This is a genomic window from Novipirellula artificiosorum, from assembly GCF_007860135.1.
In the GTDB taxonomy this organism is placed as follows: domain Bacteria; phylum Planctomycetota; class Planctomycetia; order Pirellulales; family Pirellulaceae; genus Novipirellula_A; species Novipirellula_A artificiosorum.
The window spans coordinates 173783-198642 of record NZ_SJPV01000003.1 but is presented as its reverse complement, the minus strand read 5'-3'; the positions used below and the strand labels follow the sequence as shown (position 1 = coordinate 198642).

The 24860-nt window shown below is 55.1% G+C and carries 20 protein-coding genes; 18 read left to right on the top strand and 2 right to left on the bottom strand.

What is annotated here, in order from left to right; all coding sequences use genetic code 11:
• Positions 1 to 58: 58 nt before the first annotated feature.
• Both Poly41_RS10230 and Poly41_RS10225 read right to left on the bottom strand, forming a co-directional pair.
• On the bottom strand, positions 59 to 3904 hold the full coding sequence (locus tag Poly41_RS10230) for a protein kinase domain-containing protein (RefSeq protein WP_146526092.1): 3846 nt from the start codon (positions 3902 to 3904) through the stop codon (positions 59 to 61).
• Positions 3905 to 3979: 75 nt separating this feature from the next.
• Positions 3980 to 4555 (bottom strand): sigma-70 family RNA polymerase sigma factor, encoded by a 576-nt coding sequence (locus tag Poly41_RS10225; RefSeq protein WP_146526090.1) that lies wholly within the window; start codon positions 4553 to 4555, stop codon positions 3980 to 3982.
• Between the two features lie 853 nt (positions 4556 to 5408).
• Between Poly41_RS10225 and Poly41_RS10215 the strand changes: the two genes are divergently transcribed.
• From Poly41_RS10215 to Poly41_RS10130, 18 genes are all read left to right on the top strand, one after another.
• Positions 5409 to 6368 carry a hypothetical protein gene (locus Poly41_RS10215; RefSeq protein ID WP_146526089.1) on the top strand — a complete coding sequence of 320 codons (960 nt, stop codon included), beginning with the start codon at positions 5409 to 5411 and terminating at the stop codon, positions 6366 to 6368.
• Between the two features lie 497 nt (positions 6369 to 6865).
• On the top strand, positions 6866 to 7063 hold the full coding sequence (locus Poly41_RS10210) for a hypothetical protein (protein WP_146526088.1): 198 nt from the start codon (positions 6866 to 6868) through the stop codon (positions 7061 to 7063).
• A 61-nt stretch (positions 7064 to 7124) separates the two neighbouring features.
• Positions 7125 to 8612: a phage portal protein gene (locus tag Poly41_RS10205; RefSeq protein WP_197231202.1), complete on the top strand. Its 1488-nt coding sequence runs from the start codon at positions 7125 to 7127 to the stop codon at positions 8610 to 8612.
• Positions 8584 to 10602 (top strand): phage major capsid protein, encoded by a 2019-nt coding sequence (locus tag Poly41_RS10200; protein WP_146526085.1) that lies wholly within the window; start codon positions 8584 to 8586, stop codon positions 10600 to 10602. The genes Poly41_RS10205 and Poly41_RS10200 overlap by 29 nt, the downstream gene beginning before the upstream one ends.
• 243 nt (positions 10603 to 10845) lie before the next feature.
• On the top strand, positions 10846 to 11586 hold the full coding sequence (locus Poly41_RS10195) for a PDDEXK family nuclease (protein ID WP_146526083.1): 741 nt from the start codon (positions 10846 to 10848) through the stop codon (positions 11584 to 11586).
• Entirely contained in the window at positions 11587 to 11916 is a 330-nt protein-coding gene (locus tag Poly41_RS10190) for a DUF2190 family protein (RefSeq protein ID WP_146526082.1), read from the top strand.
• Positions 11913 to 13481 carry a S1 family peptidase gene (locus Poly41_RS10185; RefSeq protein ID WP_146526080.1) on the top strand — a complete coding sequence of 523 codons (1569 nt, stop codon included), beginning with the start codon at positions 11913 to 11915 and terminating at the stop codon, positions 13479 to 13481. Before Poly41_RS10190 ends, Poly41_RS10185 begins: the two co-directional genes overlap by 4 nt.
• Positions 13478 to 13855 (top strand): hypothetical protein, encoded by a 378-nt coding sequence (locus tag Poly41_RS10180; protein ID WP_146526078.1) that lies wholly within the window; start codon positions 13478 to 13480, stop codon positions 13853 to 13855. Before Poly41_RS10185 ends, Poly41_RS10180 begins: the two co-directional genes overlap by 4 nt.
• A complete protein-coding gene (locus Poly41_RS10175; RefSeq protein WP_146526076.1) occupies positions 13852 to 14295 on the top strand; it encodes a hypothetical protein in 444 nt (147 codons plus the stop codon). Before Poly41_RS10180 ends, Poly41_RS10175 begins: the two co-directional genes overlap by 4 nt.
• Complete coding sequence (locus Poly41_RS10170) at positions 14292 to 14903, top strand: hypothetical protein (protein ID WP_146526073.1); 612 nt, start codon at positions 14292 to 14294, stop codon at positions 14901 to 14903. The genes Poly41_RS10175 and Poly41_RS10170 overlap by 4 nt, the downstream gene beginning before the upstream one ends.
• Before the next feature lie 12 nt (positions 14904 to 14915).
• The gene (locus tag Poly41_RS10165) at positions 14916 to 15329 is read left to right on the top strand and encodes a hypothetical protein (protein ID WP_146526072.1); all 414 of its coding nucleotides are present in this window, start codon (positions 14916 to 14918) and stop codon (positions 15327 to 15329) included.
• A gap of 28 nt (positions 15330 to 15357) precedes the next feature.
• Positions 15358 to 15858 (top strand): hypothetical protein, encoded by a 501-nt coding sequence (locus Poly41_RS10160; protein ID WP_146526070.1) that lies wholly within the window; start codon positions 15358 to 15360, stop codon positions 15856 to 15858.
• Positions 15859 to 16092: 234 nt separating this feature from the next.
• On the top strand, positions 16093 to 16335 hold the full coding sequence (locus tag Poly41_RS10155) for a hypothetical protein (RefSeq protein ID WP_146526069.1): 243 nt from the start codon (positions 16093 to 16095) through the stop codon (positions 16333 to 16335).
• Between the two features lie 47 nt (positions 16336 to 16382).
• Positions 16383 to 19481 (top strand): phage tail tape measure protein, encoded by a 3099-nt coding sequence (locus tag Poly41_RS10150; protein ID WP_146526068.1) that lies wholly within the window; start codon positions 16383 to 16385, stop codon positions 19479 to 19481.
• Positions 19478 to 20284 (top strand): hypothetical protein, encoded by an 807-nt coding sequence (locus Poly41_RS10145; protein WP_146526066.1) that lies wholly within the window; start codon positions 19478 to 19480, stop codon positions 20282 to 20284. Before Poly41_RS10150 ends, Poly41_RS10145 begins: the two co-directional genes overlap by 4 nt.
• Entirely contained in the window at positions 20284 to 21927 is a 1644-nt protein-coding gene (locus Poly41_RS10140) for a hypothetical protein (RefSeq protein WP_146526065.1), read from the top strand. Before Poly41_RS10145 ends, Poly41_RS10140 begins: the two co-directional genes overlap by 1 nt.
• Entirely contained in the window at positions 21924 to 22460 is a 537-nt protein-coding gene (locus tag Poly41_RS10135) for a hypothetical protein (protein ID WP_146526063.1), read from the top strand. The genes Poly41_RS10140 and Poly41_RS10135 overlap by 4 nt, the downstream gene beginning before the upstream one ends.
• Positions 22457 to 24844 carry a LamG domain-containing protein gene (locus Poly41_RS10130; RefSeq protein WP_146526062.1) on the top strand — a complete coding sequence of 796 codons (2388 nt, stop codon included), beginning with the start codon at positions 22457 to 22459 and terminating at the stop codon, positions 24842 to 24844. Before Poly41_RS10135 ends, Poly41_RS10130 begins: the two co-directional genes overlap by 4 nt.
• The last annotated feature ends 16 nt before the right edge of the window (positions 24845 to 24860 follow it).

Sequence of the window (24860 nt, the reverse complement as noted above, 5' to 3'; positions counted from 1 at the left end):
GACTTGCTTTCAGTAGTTAGTCGGACACAACTCGTTTCCATGAAAATGGTACACCGCTTCACTTCTCAGCAAGCACTGACTCGGCCTCGGCTACGATCCGATAGACCGGCCCTTGGTTTGTACGCAGTGAGCGGACTCCCTTTCGCGCTAACTCTAGTTGCTCGCGGGCAAGGTCGGCATTGCCTAGTTGATACAGGACGATGGAACGAACAGCTCTCGCGTAAACTTGTAGGCCGAACGCTGTCCCAAGAGCATCATTATCGATGTGATTCCACTGAACACCTTCGAGCCCCTTCAGAGCCTCATCGGCTTCTTTCAGATGTCCTGAACGGAACAGAGCCACGCCTTTTGTAAATTCATATTCTGGACAGTCAGGCACACACTTCGTGGCTTTTGTTGCCAATTCAAGTGCTTCCATATACCGTTCGCTGTTCTGTCTAAACAGGATCTTGCGGCTTTCGGTCTGCATTCGATACGGAATCTCGTGCTGCTCGGTCGGATTGGACTTGGCGAACTCAGGAACTGTCGGGCGATGGCGTTCGCTGGCCTCAAAGATTTGAATCTTTCCTTCTGCACCGATACAGGCAACGGTTTCGTTGGTGGGGTCGTAAGCCAATCCATAGCTACCCTGTTTAGCCCACTCGTAGATGACATTTCCGTCATTCGAATCAAGGATCATTGCCGAATAGTCTTCCATATCCGGCATTAAGAACAATCGTTTTCCGCTCTTAGAGAAAGCAAGCCCCCAAACATACCTGGAATGCCTTTTTTTCCATTTCAACTCCCCTGACTCTAAATCGAACAACCAGTACCAATCTGTGGTGAGACCTGCGAGGGTCCTTGAATCGGGTGAAAAAACAAGGTTTTTTGTTCGTCCAGCAGGAACGCGAACTGTTACCTTGGATGCCTGGCCGTTGAAGTCCCGGATGACAACTTTTTGCCCTGCTGCGTAAGCGACCCACTGGCCGTCAGGAGAGGACGCGAGCGCCGTGACATTACTAGTACGCTCAGCGAGATCCGACTGTGATAGAGCGTCCCGATTCAGTTCCAATATCCCCCGATCCGGCGTGCCAAATAGCAATTTGCTCTTGCCCGGCGCAACAGCCATCAAATGTACCAATTGGGGTGGCGAATCAGCATTGGTTCGGTGCTGCCAGCTTGGTTTTCCCGCAGGAACATCCCACGCGATCACTACTCCGTCTGCATCCGTGCTGTACAGCGATCCATCGTGATCCCAGACGAGTTCTCGCACGGTGGATTGGTGTCCGTGCAGGAGCTGCTTGGTCGTCCATGTCGTGGTATCCCAAACCATGATGGAGCGATCGGTCCCGGCAGCGGCAAACCAGTTTCCATCTGAGCTGAAAGCGCTGGCCACAAGGTATTCGTCGCGAAGCCCCTCCAACGCGATCACCCGTTTATTAGTATCTTTGTCGTGACTATCCAATCGATGAACACGAATGCAGCGGTCGTCGAAGTAGGCGAAAACGTGTTGATCTGGACTGAAGTTCGACCACCAGTTGTAGGATGACGGGCTCTTGATTGTTCGAGTGAGTTTTCCAAGACGCCAATCCCAGAATTGGATCATGTGATCCCCACAAGCGGCAAGCACTTCACCATCAGGACGAAATCGCACCGATTTGACGTTGTCGAGGTGCCCGGAGAAGTCTTGCTCTACCTGCCAGGTTTCTGTGTTCCAGATCACAACACCCGATGCCCCACCGCCAACGAGAAAATCGCCGGATGGACTAAAGGCAAAGGCAATGCACTTCGCAAAGGCAATGGACTTCGCGTACTCTCCCTCAAGCTTAAGATGACGGACGAAATCCAAAGTCTCCGCATCAAAGATTCTGATTTTTGGGATTGCATCATCAGTGCTGGTGACCCCTGTGGCCAGATACCGCCCCCGAGCATCAAATTCGATGCCGCGCAGTTGATCTTTCAACTCCTTGGAGGCGAGCATCATCGCCGATTCGACGTCCCACAGCTTTAATTGGCCATCGTGACAACACGATGCCAACCGGCTTCCATCGGGACTGAATCCAAGTCCGTTCACACGACCAGAATGAGCACGATCAATTTTGTGGCGCACCTGACGACTCTCGAGATCTACCAGGAAAAGATTTCCTTCTCGATCCGCCACTGCCACTAACTGGTTGTCAGGGTGAAGGGCGCTCATCATCAGTTCCAATTCGCTGACCGGAATCACGTCGAGCAACTCTTGCGTTTCAATGTCCCAAATGCAAAGCCCGCCATCGTTGTCATTGAGCCCGATAGAAACCATTTGATCGCCACGTCCTGGAAAGAGCGGGACTTGGCAGCCGGGAATCGGCGAGTCGAAGTTCGTCACGAGATGCATCAACCGGTCGTATTCCCAGTCTCGCTGGTTCTCGGGACATTCGGCCAACACTTCTCTAGCGTCGTCGTACGCGAACTGGAACTCCAGTTCGGAAGCCTTTTGGATCTGTGTGCGATACAACTGTCCTGCCAATTTCTTGGCCAGTTGCTTGTTTAATTCAGCTTGCAACTCAGCTTTCTTTCGAGCCGCATCGGTTTCATCCCGTTGGTGTGCCAACGCAGTTCTGTCCCTGGCCGATTGACGCCACATCTCGTCCGAGTGTCGCCACATTGCCGTGCTAAAAACGGTGGCTGCGATCATAGTCAGACAAATTGCTGCGGACGAGCCAACCAATGCCCGATGTCGACGGACGTATTTGCGCATGCGATACACCATAGACGGTGGTCGTGCCTCAACGGGTTGATTGTCCAGGTATCGTTCAACGTCGCGACACAAATCCAGTGGTGTCGGATAACGCCGATCGCGTTCCTTTTCTAGTGTTCTCATCACGATCCATTCGAGGTCTCCGCGAATCTGGCTGGCGAGCAGATCGGGTTTCAGGCCACGATGTTCTGCAATATCAAACAACTGCTGCTTTTCGGTCGTACTAAGTCGATCGCTGGGACGTACCGGTTCCTGTTCGCAAATCATCCGTTGCACTTCGAGATGCCCGGCTTCGCGGAATTCATCTGCGGTCAGCGGCGTGGTGCCCACGAGTAACTCGTACATTAGCACACCGAGTGAATAGATGTCACTGAGTGTGTCGACGCCCAATCCGCTCATTTCTGCTTGCTCCGGACTCATGTACTGCGGCGTACCGATCATCTGCCCATAACGCGTGAAAAAGAGATTGTCTGTCAATTGTTGATTAATGGCTTTTGCGACACCAAAATCGATCACTTTGACCACCGGTGTCCCGTCATGAAACGTCACCATCACGTTGGACGGCTTTAGGTCGCGGTGAATGATTCCTTTCTGATGTGCGTGTTGGACCGCTCGGCACACGTCCATCAAGAGCCGTAACCTTTGTTCCAACCCCAGTCGTTTTGCATCGCAAAACTTAGTGATCGATACGCCACGGACAAGTTCCATCACGAAGTAGGGCCGGCCTGTGGGCGTGTAACCACCGTCAAACACCGATGCGATGTTCGGATGACTCATCATCGCGAGTGCCTGTCGCTCGGCTTCAAACCTGCCGACAATTTCCTTGGAGTCCATTCCTGGCTTGATGATTTTTAACGCGACCTTGCGCCGAACCGGACTTGTTTGCTCCGCCATATAGACGACGCCGAATCCACCCTCTCCAATTTTCTGAAGCAACACGTAGTTGTCGATCGTCTCTCCTTCCGACTCAACTGGATCGCGGCTTTCGACCGTTTCAGGAACGGGAACCAGCGGTTTCTCCAAGAAGCTGTCGCCTTTGTCAGCCTCAACAAGCTTCAGGATTCGCTCATAGCGCTCGGCGTTGTCGCCGCAGACCTGCTCGAGATAGACTTCGACCGCATCCAGAGAATCCAGCTGTCTGGCTATATTGAAAAGGTCTTTGTCGGAAAGATGGTCGCTGGCCATGGTTCGCTCCTGTCACGCACGCGGGAATGTCTGTGTAGGGCAATGCGATAATGATGCGAGTTTTCCCTAACAAATTCAGGAATTTCCTCCTTCATTCTCCGGAAAAATCTGCACGCGTAGCCAGCTTCGTGCAAAAGCCCAGTCATTGTCAGCCGTTGCGGGACTGATCCCAATCGCTTCGGCTGCCTGCTTGATCGTCATACCACAGAAGAATCGTAGTTTGACGACCTGTGCAGCGCGGGAATCCTCGACTTCCAGTCGTCCGATCGCGTCATTCAGCGCGATCACGTCCAACTCGAACCCGCCACCAGCCAAGTCCACGTCGCCAAGGTCCACGCGTTTCCGTCCCCCTCCCCGCTTCACGCTATTCTTCCGTCGGGCCTGCTCCACCAAGATCCTCCGCATGGCTTCAGCAGCGGCTCCGAAGAAGTGCGCCCGACTATCCCAATGTTGAGCTTCAGGAACATTGACTAACCTTACGTACGCTTCGTGAACCAAGGCCGTTGCCTGTAACGTTTGACCAGACTTCTCGTGTTTGAGTCGAGCCGCGGCAAGGCGTCGCAATTCCTCATAAACAAGTGGCAATAACTCGTCCGCCGAGGATGAATCCCCTTGCTCAAGCTGGTAAAGAATTTGAGTAACATCAGTCATGCACACCAATATATCGACTGGGCGGGTACGTTGCAGCTCGCCTTTCGAGGCATTCCATCACGACTTTCTATCGTGGGCTGAATGTGTGGTAATTCCGCGTGGGATTTACGACCGCCGCGCCAATCTGGACCTCACTCATGACGCGAGCCTGTTCGCCTGTGCCAGCTTTCGATGTTTTTGAAACCGCATCGGCAAAAAGCACCACCCTCAAGCGACATCGATCCAGCTAGCGTGCGACAGTGGCGGCAGCAACTCGTCGAGCAAGCACATCTTCAACTACGATCTCCAGAAAGTGACTAGAACTCGCTTCGGTCCGCAACACCAAGGCCAATTCGGGGGTGTTCTTCTCCGCCACGGCAGAGCCCAACTCAGCGAGCGTCAGATCCCTCGAAACGCCGAGGAAACCAACTGCATTTAGCAGCGAAATGTCATTCGCCAAACCACGTTAGTAGTCGGCTTGATGAGTCGTCTCATTCCCCGCACTCAGGCATCGCTGTCAGGAAGTTTCGGTCGTCAGCAGTAAACGTCGGCTCCAACTGGGCTAGGGGCAGGACTGAAATAGGGGGTGGCGAAATTGCCAACCCCCGAGCGACTACGCCGTGAATGGGTGCAGAAGGAAATCGAGATTCAGGGATATCGCGGTTAACTGACGCAGGACACTTGCTAGAGAACACGTGGCAATAAGTGTGTGATATTCTGAGTAGTGCGTCCGTAAACCAAGACGTGGCCGGCGGGGCAGCTCAATCCTACGTGTCAGTAACTAATCAGTTGACTCAGCGTGCTCGTCGCGCCAAAACAAATGCCGCCCAATCGGCGTATCCTCACGTTTTCAACACTTTGGAGAAGACTTGTCATGTTACGAATTGCACTTCTCGTTGCTTTAGCACTATTCAGTTCGTACTCGGTTTCGGCACAGCAAGGCGATCCAATCCCTGACCAACTGCGAAAGCAGTTCGAGTCACTAGTGGGAAAGTGGCACATGACCGGCACCGTCGCCGAAGGCCAAGCCAGGGCCACCATGACGATGCGTTGGGCGCCAGGTAAGCACGCGATACTCTTCAACTCCAATTGGTCCGATCCGGACAGCCGCTCACTCGGCTCGGGCGTCTTCGGTTGGGACGGCTCGGAAAGGAAAGTGCACATGTCGGAGTTTTGGGATGACGGGTATTACCATCACCGCCATTTCGACATTAAGTCCGACACATTGTGGGAAGGCGAGCAGTTCGCCGGCGCGACCCCAGATGGAGAACAAATACGCGGCACAATCCGCATGGAGTTCCACGGTCCCGACGAGTGGACGTTCAACGCAACGAGCTGGACGCACGGCGGCCAGGAGCAGGAAAAACCGAAATTGACATTCAAACGGGCGAAGAACACTGCAACGAAAGAAGAGTTCGCCGAGTTTCTGCAGGCGATGAATGGGCAATGGACTGGCGAAATTACAATTCTCCAAGATATTCCGGGCGTTGCGAACAAGGGTGACCAGCTCAAGGTCAGCGGCGAGCACGTCTTGACCGACGACGGCAACGCGATCACCAGCAGTTTTCGTGACGAACAAGGAGCGACGTCTTCTTCCCTAACGTTCTTTGACCCATCGACGCGTCAAATTCGCGAGCAAACTGTATTTAGCAGCGGCACCGCAATCATATCATATTATGTGAAGAATGGAGACAAGTGGCAGGTTTTCAGTGTCACCACGGATTCCGAGGGGAACCGCGCCTCCGGAACGGACGAATTGACCATTTCGAACAACGGCAACACGCATACGTGGAAGCGAGGAGGACAAGCCAACGTCTGGCATCGAAACCAATAATTGGAACAGTTTCAGCCACGCTGTAGAAGACGCGGGCAAATTTGCCGGCCGATGATTGTGGCCGCCTCGATGCCATTGGCGGTGGAACTCGCTATCTATTTCGGTTCGTCCAGCGCCACTCGATGCTCACATTGGCAATTTTGCCGATGTGGGCTAGGGGACAAGACTGAAATAGGGGGTGGCAAAACTGCCAGGTCACGACCGACTACGCCATCTTCGTGTAGGCGGAAAGGAAATCGAGGCTCGCCGATCTCGATAGGTGCAAGTGCGGCTGAAAACTAGTACGGCAAGCGTTCCGCCGCCGGGATCGCGGAATGAAGCCGGACCGCCACCCTGCCGACCATATCTACTTTGGCATAGCTTCGGGAACGGAAAAGGAATGCAGTGGCAATAGCTAAATTGGACTTTTTTCGCTGGCGGTCCGCCAGTCTGCTTCGGGTGGGAGTAGTTCAAGGGGTAGAGAGTCTAATCACCTACACCAACCAAGTTGCGAATCCATGCCCGACAACCTCGAAGATGAGATTCGCGAAAACGCTGCTGGGCCGGCGAAGGCGACGGGCGATGCCGGATCGGTTGAACAGCACAAGCTGACCGACCAAATCGCAGCTGACAAGCATCTGGCGGGCAAAGATGCCGTTCGCAAGCCGAATCGCGGCTTGCGGTTCAACAAGATCGTGCCGCCATCGACTGGCTGATCTCACTTTCACACAACACGACCAAAAGAGCTGCCGGGGACGGCAACAGGAACAAGCAAGGATGCTGAAACGTTTGTCAGGGATAATTGAGCAATTGCGCGGCGGGAATGTGCCTCCTTCCACCGCCTCTGGACGCTCGCCCCGGCAGCCCTTTTTCTCGCGTTTGCGTGCCAAGTACGACGCCGCAAATACGACGCTTGACAACATGAAGCACTGGTCGCGGGCTGATGGACTATCGGCCGCGTCGGCAAACAGCCCCGATGTACGTCGAACGCTTCGCAACCGATCGCGATACGAGGTCGCCAACAACAGTTACGCTCGCGGGATTACGCTGACGCTCGCGAACGACGTGGTCGGCACGGGACCGCGACTTCAAATGCTGACGCCAGACGCCAATGCCAATCGAATCGTGGAACAAGAGTTCTTTGCCTGGGCCGAGTCGGTTGGGCTGGCTGAAAAGCTACGCACGATGCGTTTGGCCAGAGTCTCCGATGGGGAAGCGTTCGGGCTTCTGACTAGTAACGACAAGATCGATGCAAAGGTGAAGCTGGATGTGCGGCTGATCGAAGCGGATCAGGTTGCTTCGCCAACGCTAACACTCGATCGCGAACGATACATTGACGGCATCACGTATGACGCCGACGGGAATCCGGTCAGCTACGACGTTCTTCGCCAACATCCCGGCGACGTGACCTTTGCGGCGGACGAAGATTATGACACCGTCCCCGCAAACGGCGTATTGCACTACTTCCGCTGCGATCGACCGGGACAGATTCGTGGCATTCCGGACATCACGCCGGCCCTGCCACTGTTTGCACAGCTGCGCCGCTTCACATTGGCGGTACTTGCTGCGGCTGAAACGGCCGCCGACTTCGCTGGCATCCTCTACACAGATGCTCCCGCCAACGGTGAAGCGGATGCAGCGGAGCCATTCGAGCCGATCGAACTTGAGAAACGAATGCTATTGACTATGCCTGGTGGATGGAAGATGGCCCAAATGCGTAGTGAGCAACCCAGTACCACATACAGTGAGTTCAAGAAAGAGATCCTCAACGAGATCGCTCGTTGCTTGAATATGCCCTTCAATGTGGCCTCTGGAAACAGTAGCGGATATAATTATGCAAGTGGGCGGCTCGATCACCAAACCTATTACAAATCGATTCGCGTCGAGCAGTCGCAACTCGCTCATGCGGTACTCGATCGCATCTTACACGCTTGGCTCCGCGAAGCCGTTTTGATCGAAGGTTATCTGCCGAATTCGCTTCGCACTCTCGATGCCGACACGACTCATCAATGGTTTTGGGATGGTCACGAGCATGTCGATCCAGCCAAGGAGGCGAACGCCCAAAAGATCCGCCTCGCCAATCATACGACGACTCTGGCCATCGAATTTGCGCGGCAGGGGCGTGATTGGGAGGCGGAGCTAAAACAACGTGCCAAAGAAATGGAACTGATGCGTCAGCTGGGGTTATCCGCCAGCGATGAAGAATCACTCTCTCCAACCCAGGTCAAGGAAGACAATGCCGAAGACGTCCCCCACGCAAACTGAAGTCGAAGCCGAATCGGTCCCCAGTTCGTTAAGGATCGTTTGCGAGGAAGCAACCACGATCGCGTTGCAGGCGGCCGACACGCCCGAGGAAGGTTCTGAAAAACCGGCGCTTCGTAAGTTTTCGATGACCGCTTACACCGGCGGCGCGATGCGGCTTGGTGGTTGGCCTTACCCGGTGGTCGTTGATTTGTCGGGGCTTCGAGCATCGCGAAAGTCACGGCCAATCTTGAAGGACCATGATCGTGGCAGCATCGTTGGTCACACCGATGACATCGCCATTAGTGAGACAAAGTTGGAAGTGACCGGCACGATTTCGGGTGTTGGAGCAACCGCGAAGGAAGTGATCGCAACCAGCGAGAACGGATTCCCTTGGCAGGCGTCGCTCGGCGCGAGCGCCGATAAGGTTGTCTTCATTCCCGAAGGCAAGACCGCGAAAGCAAACGGTCGCGAGATTGCTGGTCCGGTTTACATCGCTCGTAAATCGACCCTTGGGGAGGTGAGCTTCGTCGCTCTTGGTGCCGACGATGACACGGAAGCTCGCGTCGCTGCCGGCCAATACGCTGATGTCGAAGATGGCGACGATGCCGCGGAAGACACGAACGATCTCGAACCCGTTAACGCAAGTTTGAACATGAGCACGAAGCCAGAAACGAAACAAGAACCATCTGCGGTTGACCAAATGCGTGCCGAAGCGGCAAACGAGTCACGCCGAATCGCGGGCATCCGAAAGATTTGTGCCGGCAAACACGATGAGATTGAAGCCGATGCGATCGAACAAGGCTGGAGTGTTACCAAGACGGAGCTTGCTGTGCTGAGAAGTGAACGACCGAAGGTCCCTGAGCAATCGGCATCAAAGCCGAGTTTCACTCGCGAAATCCTCGAAGCCGCGGCGTGTCTTTCGGTCGGTATCGACGAAAAGACGCTATTGGCCAGCTATGGCGAACGGACGCTCAACCAAGCCGATCCAATGCGGCACATCGGCTTGAAAGAACTCGTAGCCGAGTGTGCTCGGATGGAAGGCATCGAGGTTCCTCGTGTATTTGGTGACGGGAGTGCCACGATCCGCGCCGGTTTCTCTTCTATGAGCCTACCGAGCATCATGGAAAACGTGATGAACAAGACGTTATTGGCGGCCTACACAAACACACCGATCGCTGCGTTTGATCTGTGTAGTGTTGGAACGGTGTCGGACTTCAAGGAAGTGGCTCGCTACCGTTTGTTGGGGACGGGCGGATTTGAACAAGTCGCACCCGACGGCGAACTGAAGCACGGAAAACTGTCGGAACAGAAGTATTCGAACAAGGCCGACACGTACGGTCAAATCTTGATGCTGACGCGGCACGACATCATCAATGATGATCTTTCCGCCTTCATGGATATCCCGCGTCAAATGGGACGCAGTGGTGCGGAATTGATTGATGACCTCTTCTTCACATTGTTACTCTCTAATCCCAAGAGCTTCTTCTCCTCGGGGAACAACAATCTGCTGACTGGTGCCGACACCAAGTTCGGTCCTGACAGCCTAACGGTTGCCAAGACCACTTTCCGCAAACAAAAAGCTGGTCCCGGTACGAAGGGGAAGGATCAAAAGCCGATCAATGTGCGGCCTGAGTTCCTCGTGGTTCCGGTCGAACTGGAAACCGAAGCTGAACTGCTGATGGGTTCGGCCCAGTTGATGATCGATGCATCAGGAACACCGACCAAGATCCCGGTCGACAACCCTCACCGGAACAAGTACCGCGTGATCAGCACACCGCATTTGTCGGACAGCTATTACACCGGTGCCAGCGGCAAGGCTTGGTACCTGTTCGCCAACCCGAATGTTCTGCCGGCATTCGAGATTGTGTTCCTCAACGGTCGACGCACGCCTGTGATCGAGCGAGTCGAGATGCCGCCAAACATGCTCGGCATGGGCTTCCGTAGTTTTTTAGATGCAGGAATCCAAGAGCAAGATCACCGAGCGTCGGTGAAGTGTAAGGGAGAAGCCTGAGCCAGTTAGGTTGGCATTGAGATCACGAACATGATTTCGACGGAGGAGTTTAAGCAGAAAGCGATCGCAAAGCACGAGGCGAGGTTTAATTATGACTCGTGTCGATACAGGGGATCTACGAAACCGATCCGCATCACCTGTCGCGACCACGGTGTTTTTTGCACGACACCAAAGTCTCATTTACACACCCAATCGGGTGGATGTTCTCAATGTCTAAAAGTGATTTTGAAGGCGACGCTAAAGATGACACGCGAGGAATTTATCTCGCGTGCGGTTGCCATTCACGGTGACCAGTACGACTACACACTCGTTAATTACCGTGGTACACGAAGCAAAGTAAAGATTTTTTGTCCGAAGCATGGCGGTTTCATGATGACGGCCGCACGCCACATCGCCGGACGTGGTTGCGAGAGGTGTTGTTTTGAACGATTTCAGCGAGAGAGACGCCTTTCGTTCTGGGAATTTGTCGAGGCGGTGGCAAATACTCATGGTCCGTATCGGTACGACTATCAGCTTGAAAACCACATCAACCAGTATTCGAAAATCAAAATCATTTGCCCCAGTCATGGCGAATTTTTGCAATCGGTTGCCAATCATATGCGGGGTCACGGCTGCCCAACATGCAGCGAGTCCGAGGGAGAGAGACGCGTCCGTGAAGCACTAATGGCACTGAGTATTGGCTTCCTTGAGCAACATCGATTCGCTAACTGCAAATCCAAGCGAGCATTACCCTTCGATTTCTATGTGCCCGAACACAAACTGGCGATTGAATTTGACGGACAACAGCACTACGAAGCCTCTAACTATTGGGGTGGAGAAGCGAAATTCGAACAAACGAAGAGACATGATCAAATTAAGTCACGTTTCACCCGCGAAAACGCACTAACGCTACTGCGCATCCCATATTGGGAAATGGATTCTGTCGAGGATTTGGTTCTCGACGCTCTAGTCACAACCTCTAACCACACAAAGAAGGTCTCGTAAATGTCACACGCTGAATTCGTTCAACAAGGTGCGGCAGTCGATTACACGCCCACCGAAGACACGCCCGCTGGCACCGTCGTCGTTCAAGGCGATCTGGTCGGTATCACCAAGCACGACATCAAGGCCAATGTCCTGGGGGCGGTTTCTGTCGAGGGTGTGTTCGATGTCGTCAAAGACTCCGCCGCAGCAATCGGAGCAGGGACCAAGTTGTACTGGGATAGCACGAACTCTCAGGTCGCAACCACAGCCACCGGCAACAAGCTGCTCGGTAAAGCAACGCATGATGCTGCAACGGGGACCGAAACGGTACGAACGCGGCTTAGCCAATGATTGCTCACTGGCTGCGTGCAGGTGTTGCGATTCTTTTCTCGTATTTGCGGATCCACCGTTCCATGAGTGATATGTTCAAGAAACTGATCGAATCGCGACTCTTCTGGGCTGCCCTGGGTGTGCTACTGATCATCCTGCTGTTGCCATTCGAGATTCAGCTGCTCGCAACCATCTTGCTGGCAGCCTGGATCGTCGGTGATTCGATTCGTTCGACCACCAAGGCGATCTTGCTTTCGCTTATGTTAGGATCGCTCGCGACCTGTGCCATGGCCAGCGACCTGCATGATCGCTGCCGCGAAGCAACGGTGAGGATCCGCAATGGCAACTCGATGGGCAGCGGCACCGTCTTCCGTGAATCTGCAGATCACTTCTACGTCCTGACCAATGCCCACGTAGCTGGAACCGATCTTGGGAATCAAGTGTCGCTCGAGTTTTGGAAGGACGGGCATCAATCGCGCCCCGTCACGGGACAAACCGTTGCCGTGGCCTACATCCCCAGAGCCTATCGAGATATCGCGGTCGTGCGGGTCGCCAAACAGACGCTTGGCAGTTACCGTCCCCCCGTAATTCCCCTTGCCGGTGAACAGGACTCAGTCGATTACCGGGCGATATTCTCGGTGGGTTGCGCTGCTGGCCGCTGGCCGACCGCCTTTGAGGGGTTCGCTCTTCGTCGCAACACCAACGGTGGGGATACGATCCACTTTGTCCCTATGCCAGCCGGTGGGAGGTCAGGCTCTGCGATCTTCGACGTGCTTGGGGAAGTCCCCAAAATTGTAGGCCTGATCGCATGGCGGAGTAGTGACGACGGTGGCCATGGCTACGATGGGCGTGGCGAGACGCACGGGTACGGCATCGCAATGACGCATCAGGAGATCTGGTCGGGACTGCTGGGCAAGCGAACCACCGGTGAAGTGCTGCTTGTCCCGCCCGAAGGAGCAGAACCAGTCAGTACGCAGGCAGTGCCGGCGCCCGTGCCTGACAAGCAACCCAACGCCATTCCCGAGTCGGGTGGGATTGTGCTCAAGTACTCCGACTCGTTTGCCGTTCAGCCTGATTCATCGCGGAGCCGTTTGAGGGTTCCGACAACGGGCAGCAGCGATGACATCATGTTGCTGTACCAAAGTGAAGTCACACCAGAAGGTCCGCGGCTCGAACCGCCGCCGCTCTCTGCTTATGGCCAGTGCCCGCCTGGGGGAGACTGCCCGCCACAGCAACAGCCGTATGGCCAAGAGCAATTCGGTCAAGACCGAGGCGGGAGTGGACTCTTTCCTAGCCTGCCTTGGAATCGGGAGCAAACTGAACCTGAGAACCGACTGATTCCAAGACCTCGTGACTGGCTAATGGATCGGTTGCCCATCCCGTCGTTCACTCAAGTTCTCCCCTGGCTGATCCTGATCGTTGTTTTGGGTGTTCTTGGTTTTCGAACCTTAGCATCCACGCTGAGTCGCTGGGTGGACAATGCGGCTCGCGAGCTGCGTGATCGCGAGGTTGCAGAACCTGAAGATCCTACCCCTCCGCCAACTCCTGCGCCCCGCAAAACCACCCGCCGGACTCGCGCTCGATGAGCGACATGCTCCAGCGCGGCCAACAGTGGCTCAGTGAAAGGCTGACCGAGCATGCCTCGCGCGAAGTCATCTATCGCCGAGGTGAACTTGGCGTCGAGCTGCAAGCGACGATCGGCAACTCAGCTTATCAACAAGATGACGGCGAGGGGGCGATCACTCGATGCCAAGTCCGAGACTACCTGATCAACACCACCGATCTGTTGCTATCAGCGATTGGCACCCTTCCGCGCCGTGGCGATCGCATTGTCGAAGAGGGCGAACCCAGTGTCGTCTTTGAAGTGATGTCTCTCGGAGGCGACCCTCCCTGGCGTTACAGCGATCCCTATCGGCTGAAACTGCGAATTCATACCAAACAAGTGGAGACCATCGCTTGACCACCACCGCAAATGCGACCGTTTTGCAAATTGCCGATAGTATCGTCGCCGAGCTCAATGCGGCAGAGCTGTCTCATAAGTTCAAGTCAGAACGTCTCTACGTTCCCGATTTCGACTTGGAAGACGTGAAGGAGCTTCGTGTTACTATCGTGCCTCGTGAGGTGGAATACCTGCCACTCGATCGAGTGTCAAACAAGCTTCATGCGACCATCGATATCGCAATCCAGAAGAAGTTTTCCAAAGGTGATGCCAAAGAGATCGATCCGCTGGTGATGTTCGTCGAACAGATCGCCGACTACTTCCGCCTGAAGCGGCTCAACTCGTACGTCGCGGCTCGCTGCGTCAAGGTCGAAAACTCTGTTCTGTACTCATCGGAACATTGGCAGCAATTCAACCAATTCACCAGTCTACTGACGCTGACGTTTGAGTTGTCGAAATGATCGGACTTCGTGTCCGCATCAAGTTCGATGGTCAGCAACTAAAGAAAAAGGTGAAAAACGCGACGTTTCGGTCGCTCGGTCAAGCCGGTGGTGCCATTCGCTTGACAGCGCGTCGGAGCATCAAACGAAAGAAAGGCCCATCCCGTCCAGGAACCGCCCCCCATACGCAAACCGGCAACATCAAACGGACGATTCGCTATGACGTGGGTAAGCAGAAACAGGACGTGGCCGTGGGGCCGGTGCGAGTCACCGCATCGAAACTGTGGGAACTACACGAGCATGGCGGAACGAAAACCAGTGGAAAGCGACAACTCGTTCACTCTACTTTTCGTGTTGGCGACTTTGGCCCTATTCGCAAAGGTCGTATCGTTCGGCGCACCACCAAGTCAGGCCGCACTCAAACCTACCGATACGCTGACAAATACCAGCGGATCAAACTCAAAACCCAAGCACAAGCAGCGCGAGCGACACGATTGATCGCCGAAGAGAACGCTCGACGAGCTAGCGACAACTTGGTTCGCCACTACCCCAAGCGACCCTTCATGCGACCAGCGCTCGTCGCCATGACGCCAAGGCTTCCAAAATTCTGGAAAGACTCGATCCGCTAAGGAAACCAAATCATGCCAGCTGAAGTTGTACTCGGTCTCGATGCGACGCTGTCGATCGACGGTGCGGAGATCACCAACGTCAAGGACTTGACCGTTAATCTGGAAAAGGCAGAGGCCGACGCATCGACGCGAGCGAGCAATGGCTGGCGAGCGACGGTGGGAACGCTCAAGGACGCATCGATCGAATTCACGGTGCTCAACAAAACGAGTGACACTTCATTCGCGACCCTGCAGGCGTTGTTCATGTCGGGGGATCCCTGCGAGGTGTCGGTCAGTGACGCCGGTGGAACGCTTGACCTAACATGCGAATGCATGGGATTCAACGTCAACCAGAGTCTCGAAGAGGTGGTTTCAGCCGATGTGACGCTCAAGCCAACTCAGTCATCGAGTGGCACCGGCATGAACGCTTCTGGTGGTGGAACCTAATTTCAGCCTATTGTGGTAAGGAAACCCAATGCAAAAGTTCGCTGACCGTCGCGGTCGCGTTTGGATCGTCGACATTGACAACACGACCCTTCGCCGCGTGAAATCGCTCACTGGCATTCGTTTGCTCGATGCCGTCGATGGCGATCTTGTCGTACAACTATCAAGCGACCCACTTCTACTCGGCGATGTACTCTACGCCACCTGCAAGCCACAAGCGGACCAGCAAGAGATTTCGGACGAAGCGTTTGGCGAAGGATTGGCCGGCGATGTGATTGCCGACGCCACCCATGCATTGCTCGAGGCACTGCTTGCCTACTTCCCGGAGGACCGCCGCCGTCTTCTGCGGAAGGCGGCGGAGAAGCAGAAGCTGATCGAGACACGGGGTTTGGCAGCGATCGAGAAGCGACTGGACGATCCGACCCTGGTGAACAACGTGATCGAGGAGATGGAACGCAAGCTAGCGGTGCCGACATCGAGCGACTCGTCTTCCGCCTCTCCGGAATCGTCGGTGTCGACCCAGGCCCCCTAACGCTTCGCCAACTCGTATGGATGGCCGATGGGGCGAGACAACATCATTGGACGCTCACCAGTAGCCTGATGGCTCTGCAAGCCGAGATCAACCGAGATCGCCGCAGACGCCGGAAACCTTTTAGGCCAGACGATTTCAATCCCTATGTCGTCAATCGACCAATTCCTGCGAAAGCAAGTGTTGAGCAAGCCGCAAAGCTGCTTAGAGCAAAATATTACCCGAAGGAGATCAATTGTGGTAAAGCAGAAGTGGAAAATTGAGCTTGATTTTGAATGCGATGACGGAAGCAACAGGACACTGAGGACAAGCTTTAAGATCGACGGTGAAATGGATGGAATCAAAGGTGCTTTCGCCATCAACGAGAGTCTCGCAATGGATATGGGTTGCATCTTGCAAACGCTTCTTGCGAGTGGAGTAGTCGTAGGCGTGACTTGCATTGAAGAGACAAGCAAAGCGTTTGAGTTGGCAATCAAGTAACGAATCTTGTAACCATCCTAAAGACTATCCTCTAACTGCTTCCTCCCATGTCCCAAGTCCGAGCCGGTGCCGCCTATGTCGAGCTGACCACGAGGGATTCAAAATTCCTCAAGGGATTGCAGTCTGCGCAGAAACGGCTGCAGGCTTTTGGTCAATCGACACGGTTACTTGGCACTCGTTTGATGGGACTCGGAACGGCCGCAGCCGCGCCGCTGGCCGCCAGTGTTGCAGTCTTTTCATCATTCGATGATGCGATGCGCGGTGTGGCTGCGATCACGCAGGCTACGGGAGGGGAACTCGAAAGCCTTCGCAATACTGCCAAGAAACTCGGAGCAACCACTAGCTTTTCGGCGAGCGAAGTCGCATCGTTGATGACCGAACTTGGTCGCGCAGGCTTCGATCCGACCCAAATCGAGCGGATGACCGCCTCGGTCATGAACCTGGCCCGCGCCACCGGGACCGATGCGACACAGGCATCCGGCATCATGGCAGCCACGATTCGACAGTTCGGAATGGAAGCTGGCGAAGCGACCCGTGTGGCCGATGGGCTGACCGCTGCGGCCAACAAGTCGTTTAACACCGTTGAGTCGCTGGGCGAAGCGTTGTCTTATGCCGGCCCCGTGGCTGCGAACGCCAACATGAGTCTTGAAGAGACACTCGCAATCCTCGGCACACTCGGCAACATGGGGATTCAAGGCTCCTCGGCCGGTAGTGCGATGCGCCGATTGCTCACGATCAGTGCTGCAGAGAGCGAAAAGTTCCACAAGGTCTTCGGTGTGACCACGAAAGACGCAGAAGGGAACGCTCGTTCGCTGGTTGATGTGCTCGGAGAAGTGGCCGCAGCGACCGAGAACATGGGCACAGCCGAGAAAGCCGAAAAGCTCAACGAGGTCTTTGGGCTGCTTGGCATCACCGCCGCCAGTTCGATCGGCAAAAGTGTTGCCGATACGCGAGAGCTCTATAAGGAATTGCAAAAGGCAGGCGGGATCGCTGAAAAGACGGCCGAAGAAATGGAAGGCGGACTTGGGGGTGCCTTCCGGATTCTCAAAAGCTCGATCGAAGCGGTTGCTATTGCCATCGGTGAATCACTTGAGGGGAGCGTGACCACGATGATCCAGGCTTTCTCGCGAGCCGCGTCGGGACTGGTCGAGTGGATTGGCAAGAACCAACGTGTCGTGAAAATCGCCGCAGCGAGTGTCGTGGCGATTATCGGCATTGGCGCAGCGCTGTTCACTCTCGGCTCCTTCGCTGCTGCCGCAGCTTTTGCGGTTGGCGGACTCGCCTCGATCTTCTCCTTCATCGGTGCATCAATCGGTGTCATTGTCACGATGGTGGGAGCACTATTCACGCCTCTTGGTGCCGTTGTCGCAGCCGTTGCTGCACTTGGTGCCTACTTCCTCTACAGCACAGGTATCGCCGGAAAAGCGATCGAGTATCTCAAAGGTGTGTTTGAAACGCTCAAGGCCGATACGCTCGCCGCATTTGGAGCGATCGCTAACGCATTGAAAGCGGGAGACATCACGGCGGCAACCGATGTGATGTGGAGCTACCTAAAGCTTCAGTGGGTCAAAGGGACGACCTACATTAAGAACCTTTGGACAGACTTCACCCAGTACATCGCCGAGGCATGGTCGGACTCCGCATTCGCTCTAGGCGATGTGATGATTGCTGCGCTGTCCGGCCTCGTCAGCGTCTGGAACAGCACCCTCGGATTCATGGCCGATGGCTGGACCATTCTTACCTCAGCGGTACAAAAAGGCTGGAACAACACGATCGGATTCCTCAAGAAGGGGTTTTTGAAACTTCATGAATTGGTTGACATCGCTGGCGATGTGGCGGTTAAGATTGGTGGCGTTCTGGTCAATGCTCTGGCAGGTGTTGAAACCGCTTGGGTGGAAACGGTTGACTATCTGACGGACACTTGGACGGTCTTCGTCGGGCAAGTCAAATCGATGTGGAATTCGACGGTCGGGTTTCTACGGAAAGCCTGGATCAAACTCAAGGGGCTGTTTGACGAGGACATTGACGTCGACGCCGAGATGCGAAAGATCGACGCGGAGACAAGTCAATCGGATCGCCAAGACGAACAGAAACGTCTCGAAGGGATTTCGCAGCGTGAACAGAAGCGAAAGCAGCGCAAAGCGGAGATTGAAGCGAACCGCCAACAGATGCAGGAAGGGATCCAGCAGCAACTCGACGCTCGTCGAAAAGCCCGCGAAGGCCAGAATGTTGACGCCGACATGCGTGCGATCGACCAAGAGACTGATGCCAGGAATGCGGTCGTCGATCAATCCAGGGACATGCAATTCGCCCAGAACGAGGCGAATCAGTCAGGTCGCCAACAAACGATTGACAATACGACTGCGGGGGTGCAAGCCGTACTCGATCAGATGCGTGCGGACTCACAAGCGGGAACGCCGAGTAAAGATGACAGTCAAAACGATGGTGGCACGGCAATTGACAAGGCACAGGCCGATTTTGATGCAGCCGTTGAGCGAGCCAAGCAGGTCGGTGCAGATGCCACCGGCGATGAAGTCGGTCGTGCTGAACAGTCCGATCCCGCAATCCCAAAGGCGCCGCCGGCACCTCAGGCTCCCAAATCTCCGGAAATCAGCGCTCCAGATCTTGAATTGCCAGAAGACAAGGACCTGCGACTTGGCCTTGATCGCGGCGCAAAACGGTCGATCGATCAGTTCGCCGCAGGTCCCGATCTGGAAAACGTACGTTCCGAGGTGGCCGGTGAATTTGATGCTCGCAGCCTGGGATTGGGAGGCAGCGCGTCGAATGTCCCGCCAATGGCGATGCTTGCTCCCGAGGATGATGCGCTCATCGAGCGAGTCCCAGCACCACTGTTGAAGCTCACACCCGAAGAAGAGCCCTCCTTACCGCCGGGTGAACTCGACGAATCCATGGTTTCGGAATTCCCCGCGGTGGATATTGAATCCATCAACGCAGCTTTTGAATCGGCCGCTAGGAATTTGGGTCGCTTCGATGCCGCGATTTCGGCAAGCACATCCAACCTGCAGTCTGCGTCGGTTGGTTACGACGGTTTCAGCGAAGAGATGAAGCGTGCCATTCTGCAAACGGCTACCAACACGGAACAACTCGTCCGCTTGACTCGCAATGGAGGCTTGTCATTCGCATGAGCCTTTTTATCAGCGATGATGGAATCGCCGTTGAGCAGCGTCCGCTCGACCATGAAGCCTATGGAGGGAGGCTCACTGGTGAATCCACACGCTGGCTGACCCGCGGTGAATACGACATTGAACCGTCCCAGGCGGTTCAAGCCATGGTTGAATACCTGAAGTCTCAAAAACTGGATCCATCGAAGTTTGATATCCAGGCAACTCAGGTTGCCGAAAAGCTATGCCATGTGGACGTGAGCATTCGCTCTCAACTGGAAACTCCCACCAGTTTCAGTACCACTGGCGGTACGACGCACCTGAACCAATCCCTTGTGACCCGGGGCATTTTCGCTGCGCCCGGTTACGCTACCGCTAACTATCAGGGGGCCATCGGTGTTGATGACACTTCCGTGCAAGGTGTCGACATCACGATTCCAGCACTCCAGTTTCAACTGCGCCGGCAGTTCAAGACCGTCGATGTCCCCTATCTGAACACCCTATTTCGGTTGACGGGCTGCGTTAACGATTCGGGCTGGGGCCAATTCTCGGCCGGCGAAGTGTTGTTCCTTGGCGCCGAGGGTGGTGAGAACGAAGAGAACAATGTTGACTTGACGTACCAGTTCGCCTGCCGGCCAAATCAGCTGAATTTCAATGTCGGCAATATTCTGGTCGTCGAAAAACGTGGCTGGGACTATCTGTGGGTCAAACACGAAGAAGCGTTGGTAGGCGATCGGATTTTGCGTGTTCCCGCTGCAGCCTATGTCGAGCAAGTCTATCCAACGGGGGATTTTGATCTGCTGGCTCTCGGCGAGGGGGGCTTGTAATGACCGCGCGTCGCGTCAACCCCGGTGATCCGCTGAAGATCAAGGCAGCCGAATACAATCGTCTGCTGCGTGCTGCCGACGCCGTTGCCCAGTCCCGGTTCGATGGAGCGGCACCGCGCCAAGACCGCCTTCACCTGAATGCATCGGTGCTGCGAGTTTACAATGACTCGGATGTCACCATCCCCATCGGTGGAAACGTCGCCATGGAGTCGGTTATACCCGACCCTGATACCGATGTGGTCAAGGCCGCCCGCGATACTACGCTTCGTGTCGTCGTGCCGAACGGGGAATCGTATCGTGGCAAGATCGCTGTGGCTGTCGAGCCGATCGCTCCCGGAAGAATCGGTCGTGTTGTAGTCGACGGTGTAGCGGTAGCTCAGGTCAATGTGATTGAATCATGGCACAACATGGCCGATCTCTCGGGCAGCGTGTCGGATCTTCGATCGGCTCCCGACGGAACAGCACAAATACTGTGGCGACGTGATCCGGAACAGACCGGTCCGCAGTGGGCCGTGGTGCGAATTGGAAACGTGCATCCGAGCAAATACCTCGCCAAAGTTCCCAGCGACGGCATTCCGGCACGCGTCGGATCGCGAACGGGCCAGTCCCAGTGCGAACTGCACCATGTGAACTCAGACGGTGATGTGGTTTCCGTGGTCGATCCAAGTAGCAACCCGATCACCGTCTCGGTTCGCCACTATGGAACGCAACCGATCCGCGGTTCTGTCGGAGCGGAAACTCAGTATGTCGGGGTCACGTACGACGGTCGTGGATCCTGGCTACTCGAGCCGCCTAAGCAAACCCTTCTTTGCAAGCCAACCAAGCGGATCAAGGCTAAGTCGTGGGGTGCGGCAAGAGAACTGAGATTTGGCGGCACTGCGTGGGCACCGAGTGGAAACATTGTCTCGGTCTACAACGTCTGTGATTACGCATTATTGACGAACCAACAAATCGTCTGTCATTTCCATGAGGATACATCAAGCTACCTGACCATTGGATGCCGATGCTGCGATGGCTCAAGCAGTTCGTCAAGCAGCGACAGTCACAGCGATTCGGGATCACCCTCGGAGTCGTCATCGAGCGAGAGTGATTCGAGCCATAGCCTGTCGCTGAGTAGTTCGTCGGAGGTGTCAAGTAGCGACAGTTCACAAAGCACACCAAGTTCGTCAAGCGAGCCGTCAAGTCACAGCACCAGCGACTCGAGTTTGTCGATCGATCCGAGCCACAGTGATTCGTCAAAGAGTGGTAGCGAGTCGGAACCATCCGAATCGGATAGTGAATCAGGATCGGACGTCGGGAGTCATTTAGGATCAGAGTCACAGAGCGATTCGGATCAAGCGAGCGATTCGGACGAACCGAGTGATTCCGAAAGCGACTACCCAAGCGGCTCCTACAGACCGAGCGAGTCAGAACGTCCCAGTGACTCCGACGGGTACAGCGAATCGTACTGGACGAGCGATTCCAATCAAAACAGTGATTCCAACCCGCCGAGCGATGGCTCGGGCAGCGGAAGTGATGATTGTCATTCCGTATGGGTCTGGTCTTGCGGATGGGAGTTATTGAACTCCGATTGCGACGAGGTGGGCGAGCCGCCAAGTGAGTCCGCGTCCTATGACGGACAAGTGTTGGAGATGGCAGGATGATGCAGTGCCCTCACTTGATCGACAACCAATGTCGGGTTGCAACGCAAATGGCCGACTGCTCCGTCAAGCCGAGTGCAGCGGCATGCCTCGATTGCCAGGGATGCGAGAACCCAAGAGCCGTTAACTTGGTCACCATTGGCATGGCGATCGTCCACCGCAAGCGACGAAACCGTGACACAGCGGCACTGCGGAACCTTCTCAAAAACTACCTTCCCGGTGTCAAACCGCCCGAGACCCACACGTTAAAGATCACCGACTTCCGGCCTGGGCCTGGCACGGAACTGAAGCGGATGCTTGCTTGGTTCGCGCAGCCCAACGACTCGTGCCAGTGCGAAACTCGCGCTGAAACCATGAACGACTGGAGCGCCGATGGATGCCGCGACAACCTCGATACGATCGTTGGCTGGCTAATGGAAGAAGCCGAACTGAGAGGTTTGCCACACGGCAGCATCACCCGCACCGCGGCCAAGACGCTGGTTTCGACTGCGATTCGCAAGTTTGAACGAAAGTATCCGGAAGGAGCCGAAGCGTGAACTCCCAGCGAAGCCTATCACTATTGGCCCAACCGTTCAAAGCACCCTTGCACGCGAGGCAGCGTTTGTGGAGCCCGCTTCAGTTGCCGACTCTGCTGCAGTACGCACTTGGGAAGTCAAAGTCCGAACCCTACACGGCAATTGACGGCACCGAAGTGCTAACGCCACTCGAGCCGCATGGATCGCTGAGAGTTCCAAGAAGTGGGCGATGCTGGGAATTTGACGGAGTGGACGACTCTGCCGGTTGTGGTTCCGTCGCAACCCAGCTGGCGGGGAAATCATCCTGGACGATCTCACTCTTCGCTAGAAGTACGTCGGGTGCCTACACGGTCGTGCCAGCAGCAATCTCGATTGGAAACGAAACCAAGACAACCTCCACGATCATCTACCTGTTTGATCCTTACGGTGGCGGCATGGGGCTACGGATCTATCAGCGATCGAGCAAATACATCGACGTCAATACGGAAACAGACTTGCAGGTCTGGAGTCACTACCTCGTCACGTCAATGCCGTCGGGCGTCGTCTGCTACAAGAACGGGAATGTGCTGGCAACTCATACGCTGCCTTTTGAAATCGATCCAACGGCGACGGTTTTCGCGATTGGATCGTGGATCCAGCAACAATACTTCGGCGGGCAACTACGTGACATTCGTGTCTTTGATCAAAGCAAAACCCAACAACAAGCGATCAACCTTCGCGACGGGCTCATCGACATTGATGGGCTGGTCGCCAGCTACCACTGTAACGAAGAATCGGGGGCAATCGGCTACGATTCATCAGGCAACGGACATCACCTTCAACTAAGCGGAATCGACCAAGCGTCATTCCACGCGGTTGAATCCAATGTTCCAAATCCATCCAATTCGATTGGTTGTTCAATCGCCGTCGACATTCCCGCCGCCAGTCCTCACGACTGCGTGGTGTTTCCCCCTGAGGCAGCAGGCCAAACGGGCCTTACGGTTGAGTTCGACTTACTCACCACGGACCCAAGAGGTGTTCTACTCTGCTTCAATGGATCGTCCTATGCCGTAGCCTTTGCGGTGGACAGCACCTCGGCTACTTTCGGGAATTCGTCTGCGACCTCCCTGTTGATCGACGGCGTGGAACACCTTTCGTCCAACCGTATGCAGGTCCAAGCGGCACTTTCTACTGGTGACTGGGTTCATGTCAAAATCGCCGGACTCGACGTATCACAGTGGTCCGCCATTCGAACCGGTTTCGCAGCCACTCCCGATTACAACCTCGCAGGGGCGATGCGGAACTTCAGCGTCTCCAAACCTGGCGATTGGACACTCCGGTCAGCATCGGGCAACGACAATGGCTTCCGTTGGTGGGGCAGTTTGAAAAGCCTCGTGATCCCAGCCATCAATGAAAACACAAATGCCTTGGGCGGCGTTCTGCAGTACACAGGAAAATCGCCCCTACCGATCGCAACCAAAGTTCCCTGCGTGACACTCAGTGGGGCGACTAACTATGTGGATATTGGTGAGGTCGCATCCAGCCTCAGCGGGGCGACTTCGATTCGGGTTAGTGGCAAGTTTCGAAGCAATTCTAACTCGCTCCAAGCAATCTACGGACAAAACACCGCCAGTGGTGATAACATGCTGGTTGTCTACCTGAATGCAACCGTGGGTGCGGGCACTGGCGGGATCGGTTCTATCAGTGTGAATTCCAAATTCATCTACGGACTGACCGTCGTTGGCAACTTCAACGATGGGAATTGGCACACGTTTGATCTGGTCGCCAACAAATCGGGAACCAGTACGCTGGTCGTCGATGGGTTCGTTGCAACCGGCACACTTGTTCCGATCGATCCACTTGCAAGTGACAGCGTTCAACTTGGTATGGAATACGACGGCACCAATCCGTCGGACTTTTTCAATGGCCAGTTGTGCAACCTTCGCATTCACAATGGCGAGAATCTTGTTGCGAGCTATCCGCTACAGGAAGGTGCTGGACGAACGATTTACGACGTTGCTGGCGCACATCATGGACAGATTGTTGGTGGCGATTTGGCGGTTACGTGGGGCAGCCAATTGGTGGGCAAAGACCACTGTGTCGAGCATGGTGGCCGAATCGGTGATTTGGGCCAGTGTGTTCCCGGTCTGGCAAGTAGCCCTAACGCCGCCGACGGAATGCCAAAGACGCTCTCTCCCGGCAAACTCGGCCCTCACACCTTAGTGGACCGCAACCCATTCGATGCACCCGAACTCCATGGGCTTGGTTGCGACGTTCCAAGCTTGGTTGGCACGGACGTCTCCGCAATCGTGCCAATCAATACGAAGTTCGCCCGCTCCTTCAATGGCGACGATCGTCTGTTTACCACAAAACTGCCTCTAACAGGGCGTGACCTGGCTAGAGCCAAACGACACACCTGGAGCTAAACCATGGCGAAATAGC

Coding starts and splice junctions, on each gene's coding strand:
- Poly41_RS10210 (WP_146526088.1), top strand. CDS start 6,866: ATGCCCGACAACCTCGAAGATGAGATTCGCGAAAACGCTGCTGGGCCG.
- Poly41_RS10170 (WP_146526073.1), top strand. CDS start 14,292: ATGATCGGACTTCGTGTCCGCATCAAGTTCGATGGTCAGCAACTAAAG.
- Poly41_RS10150 (WP_146526068.1), top strand. CDS start 16,383: ATGTCCCAAGTCCGAGCCGGTGCCGCCTATGTCGAGCTGACCACGAGG.
- Poly41_RS10195 (WP_146526083.1), top strand. CDS start 10,846: ATGACACGCGAGGAATTTATCTCGCGTGCGGTTGCCATTCACGGTGAC.
- Poly41_RS10215 (WP_146526089.1), top strand. CDS start 5,409: ATGTTACGAATTGCACTTCTCGTTGCTTTAGCACTATTCAGTTCGTAC.
- Poly41_RS10140 (WP_146526065.1), top strand. CDS start 20,284: ATGACCGCGCGTCGCGTCAACCCCGGTGATCCGCTGAAGATCAAGGCA.
- Poly41_RS10160 (WP_146526070.1), top strand. CDS start 15,358: ATGCAAAAGTTCGCTGACCGTCGCGGTCGCGTTTGGATCGTCGACATT.
- Poly41_RS10225 (WP_146526090.1), bottom strand. CDS start 4,555: ATGACTGATGTTACTCAAATTCTTTACCAGCTTGAGCAAGGGGATTCA.
- Poly41_RS10200 (WP_146526085.1), top strand. CDS start 8,584: ATGCCGAAGACGTCCCCCACGCAAACTGAAGTCGAAGCCGAATCGGTC.
- Poly41_RS10180 (WP_146526078.1), top strand. CDS start 13,478: ATGAGCGACATGCTCCAGCGCGGCCAACAGTGGCTCAGTGAAAGGCTG.
- Poly41_RS10165 (WP_146526072.1), top strand. CDS start 14,916: ATGCCAGCTGAAGTTGTACTCGGTCTCGATGCGACGCTGTCGATCGAC.
- Poly41_RS10205 (WP_197231202.1), top strand. CDS start 7,125: ATGCTGAAACGTTTGTCAGGGATAATTGAGCAATTGCGCGGCGGGAAT.
- Poly41_RS10190 (WP_146526082.1), top strand. CDS start 11,587: ATGTCACACGCTGAATTCGTTCAACAAGGTGCGGCAGTCGATTACACG.
- Poly41_RS10145 (WP_146526066.1), top strand. CDS start 19,478: ATGAGCCTTTTTATCAGCGATGATGGAATCGCCGTTGAGCAGCGTCCG.
- Poly41_RS10185 (WP_146526080.1), top strand. CDS start 11,913: ATGATTGCTCACTGGCTGCGTGCAGGTGTTGCGATTCTTTTCTCGTAT.
- Poly41_RS10230 (WP_146526092.1), bottom strand. CDS start 3,904: ATGGCCAGCGACCATCTTTCCGACAAAGACCTTTTCAATATAGCCAGA.
- Poly41_RS10135 (WP_146526063.1), top strand. CDS start 21,924: ATGATGCAGTGCCCTCACTTGATCGACAACCAATGTCGGGTTGCAACG.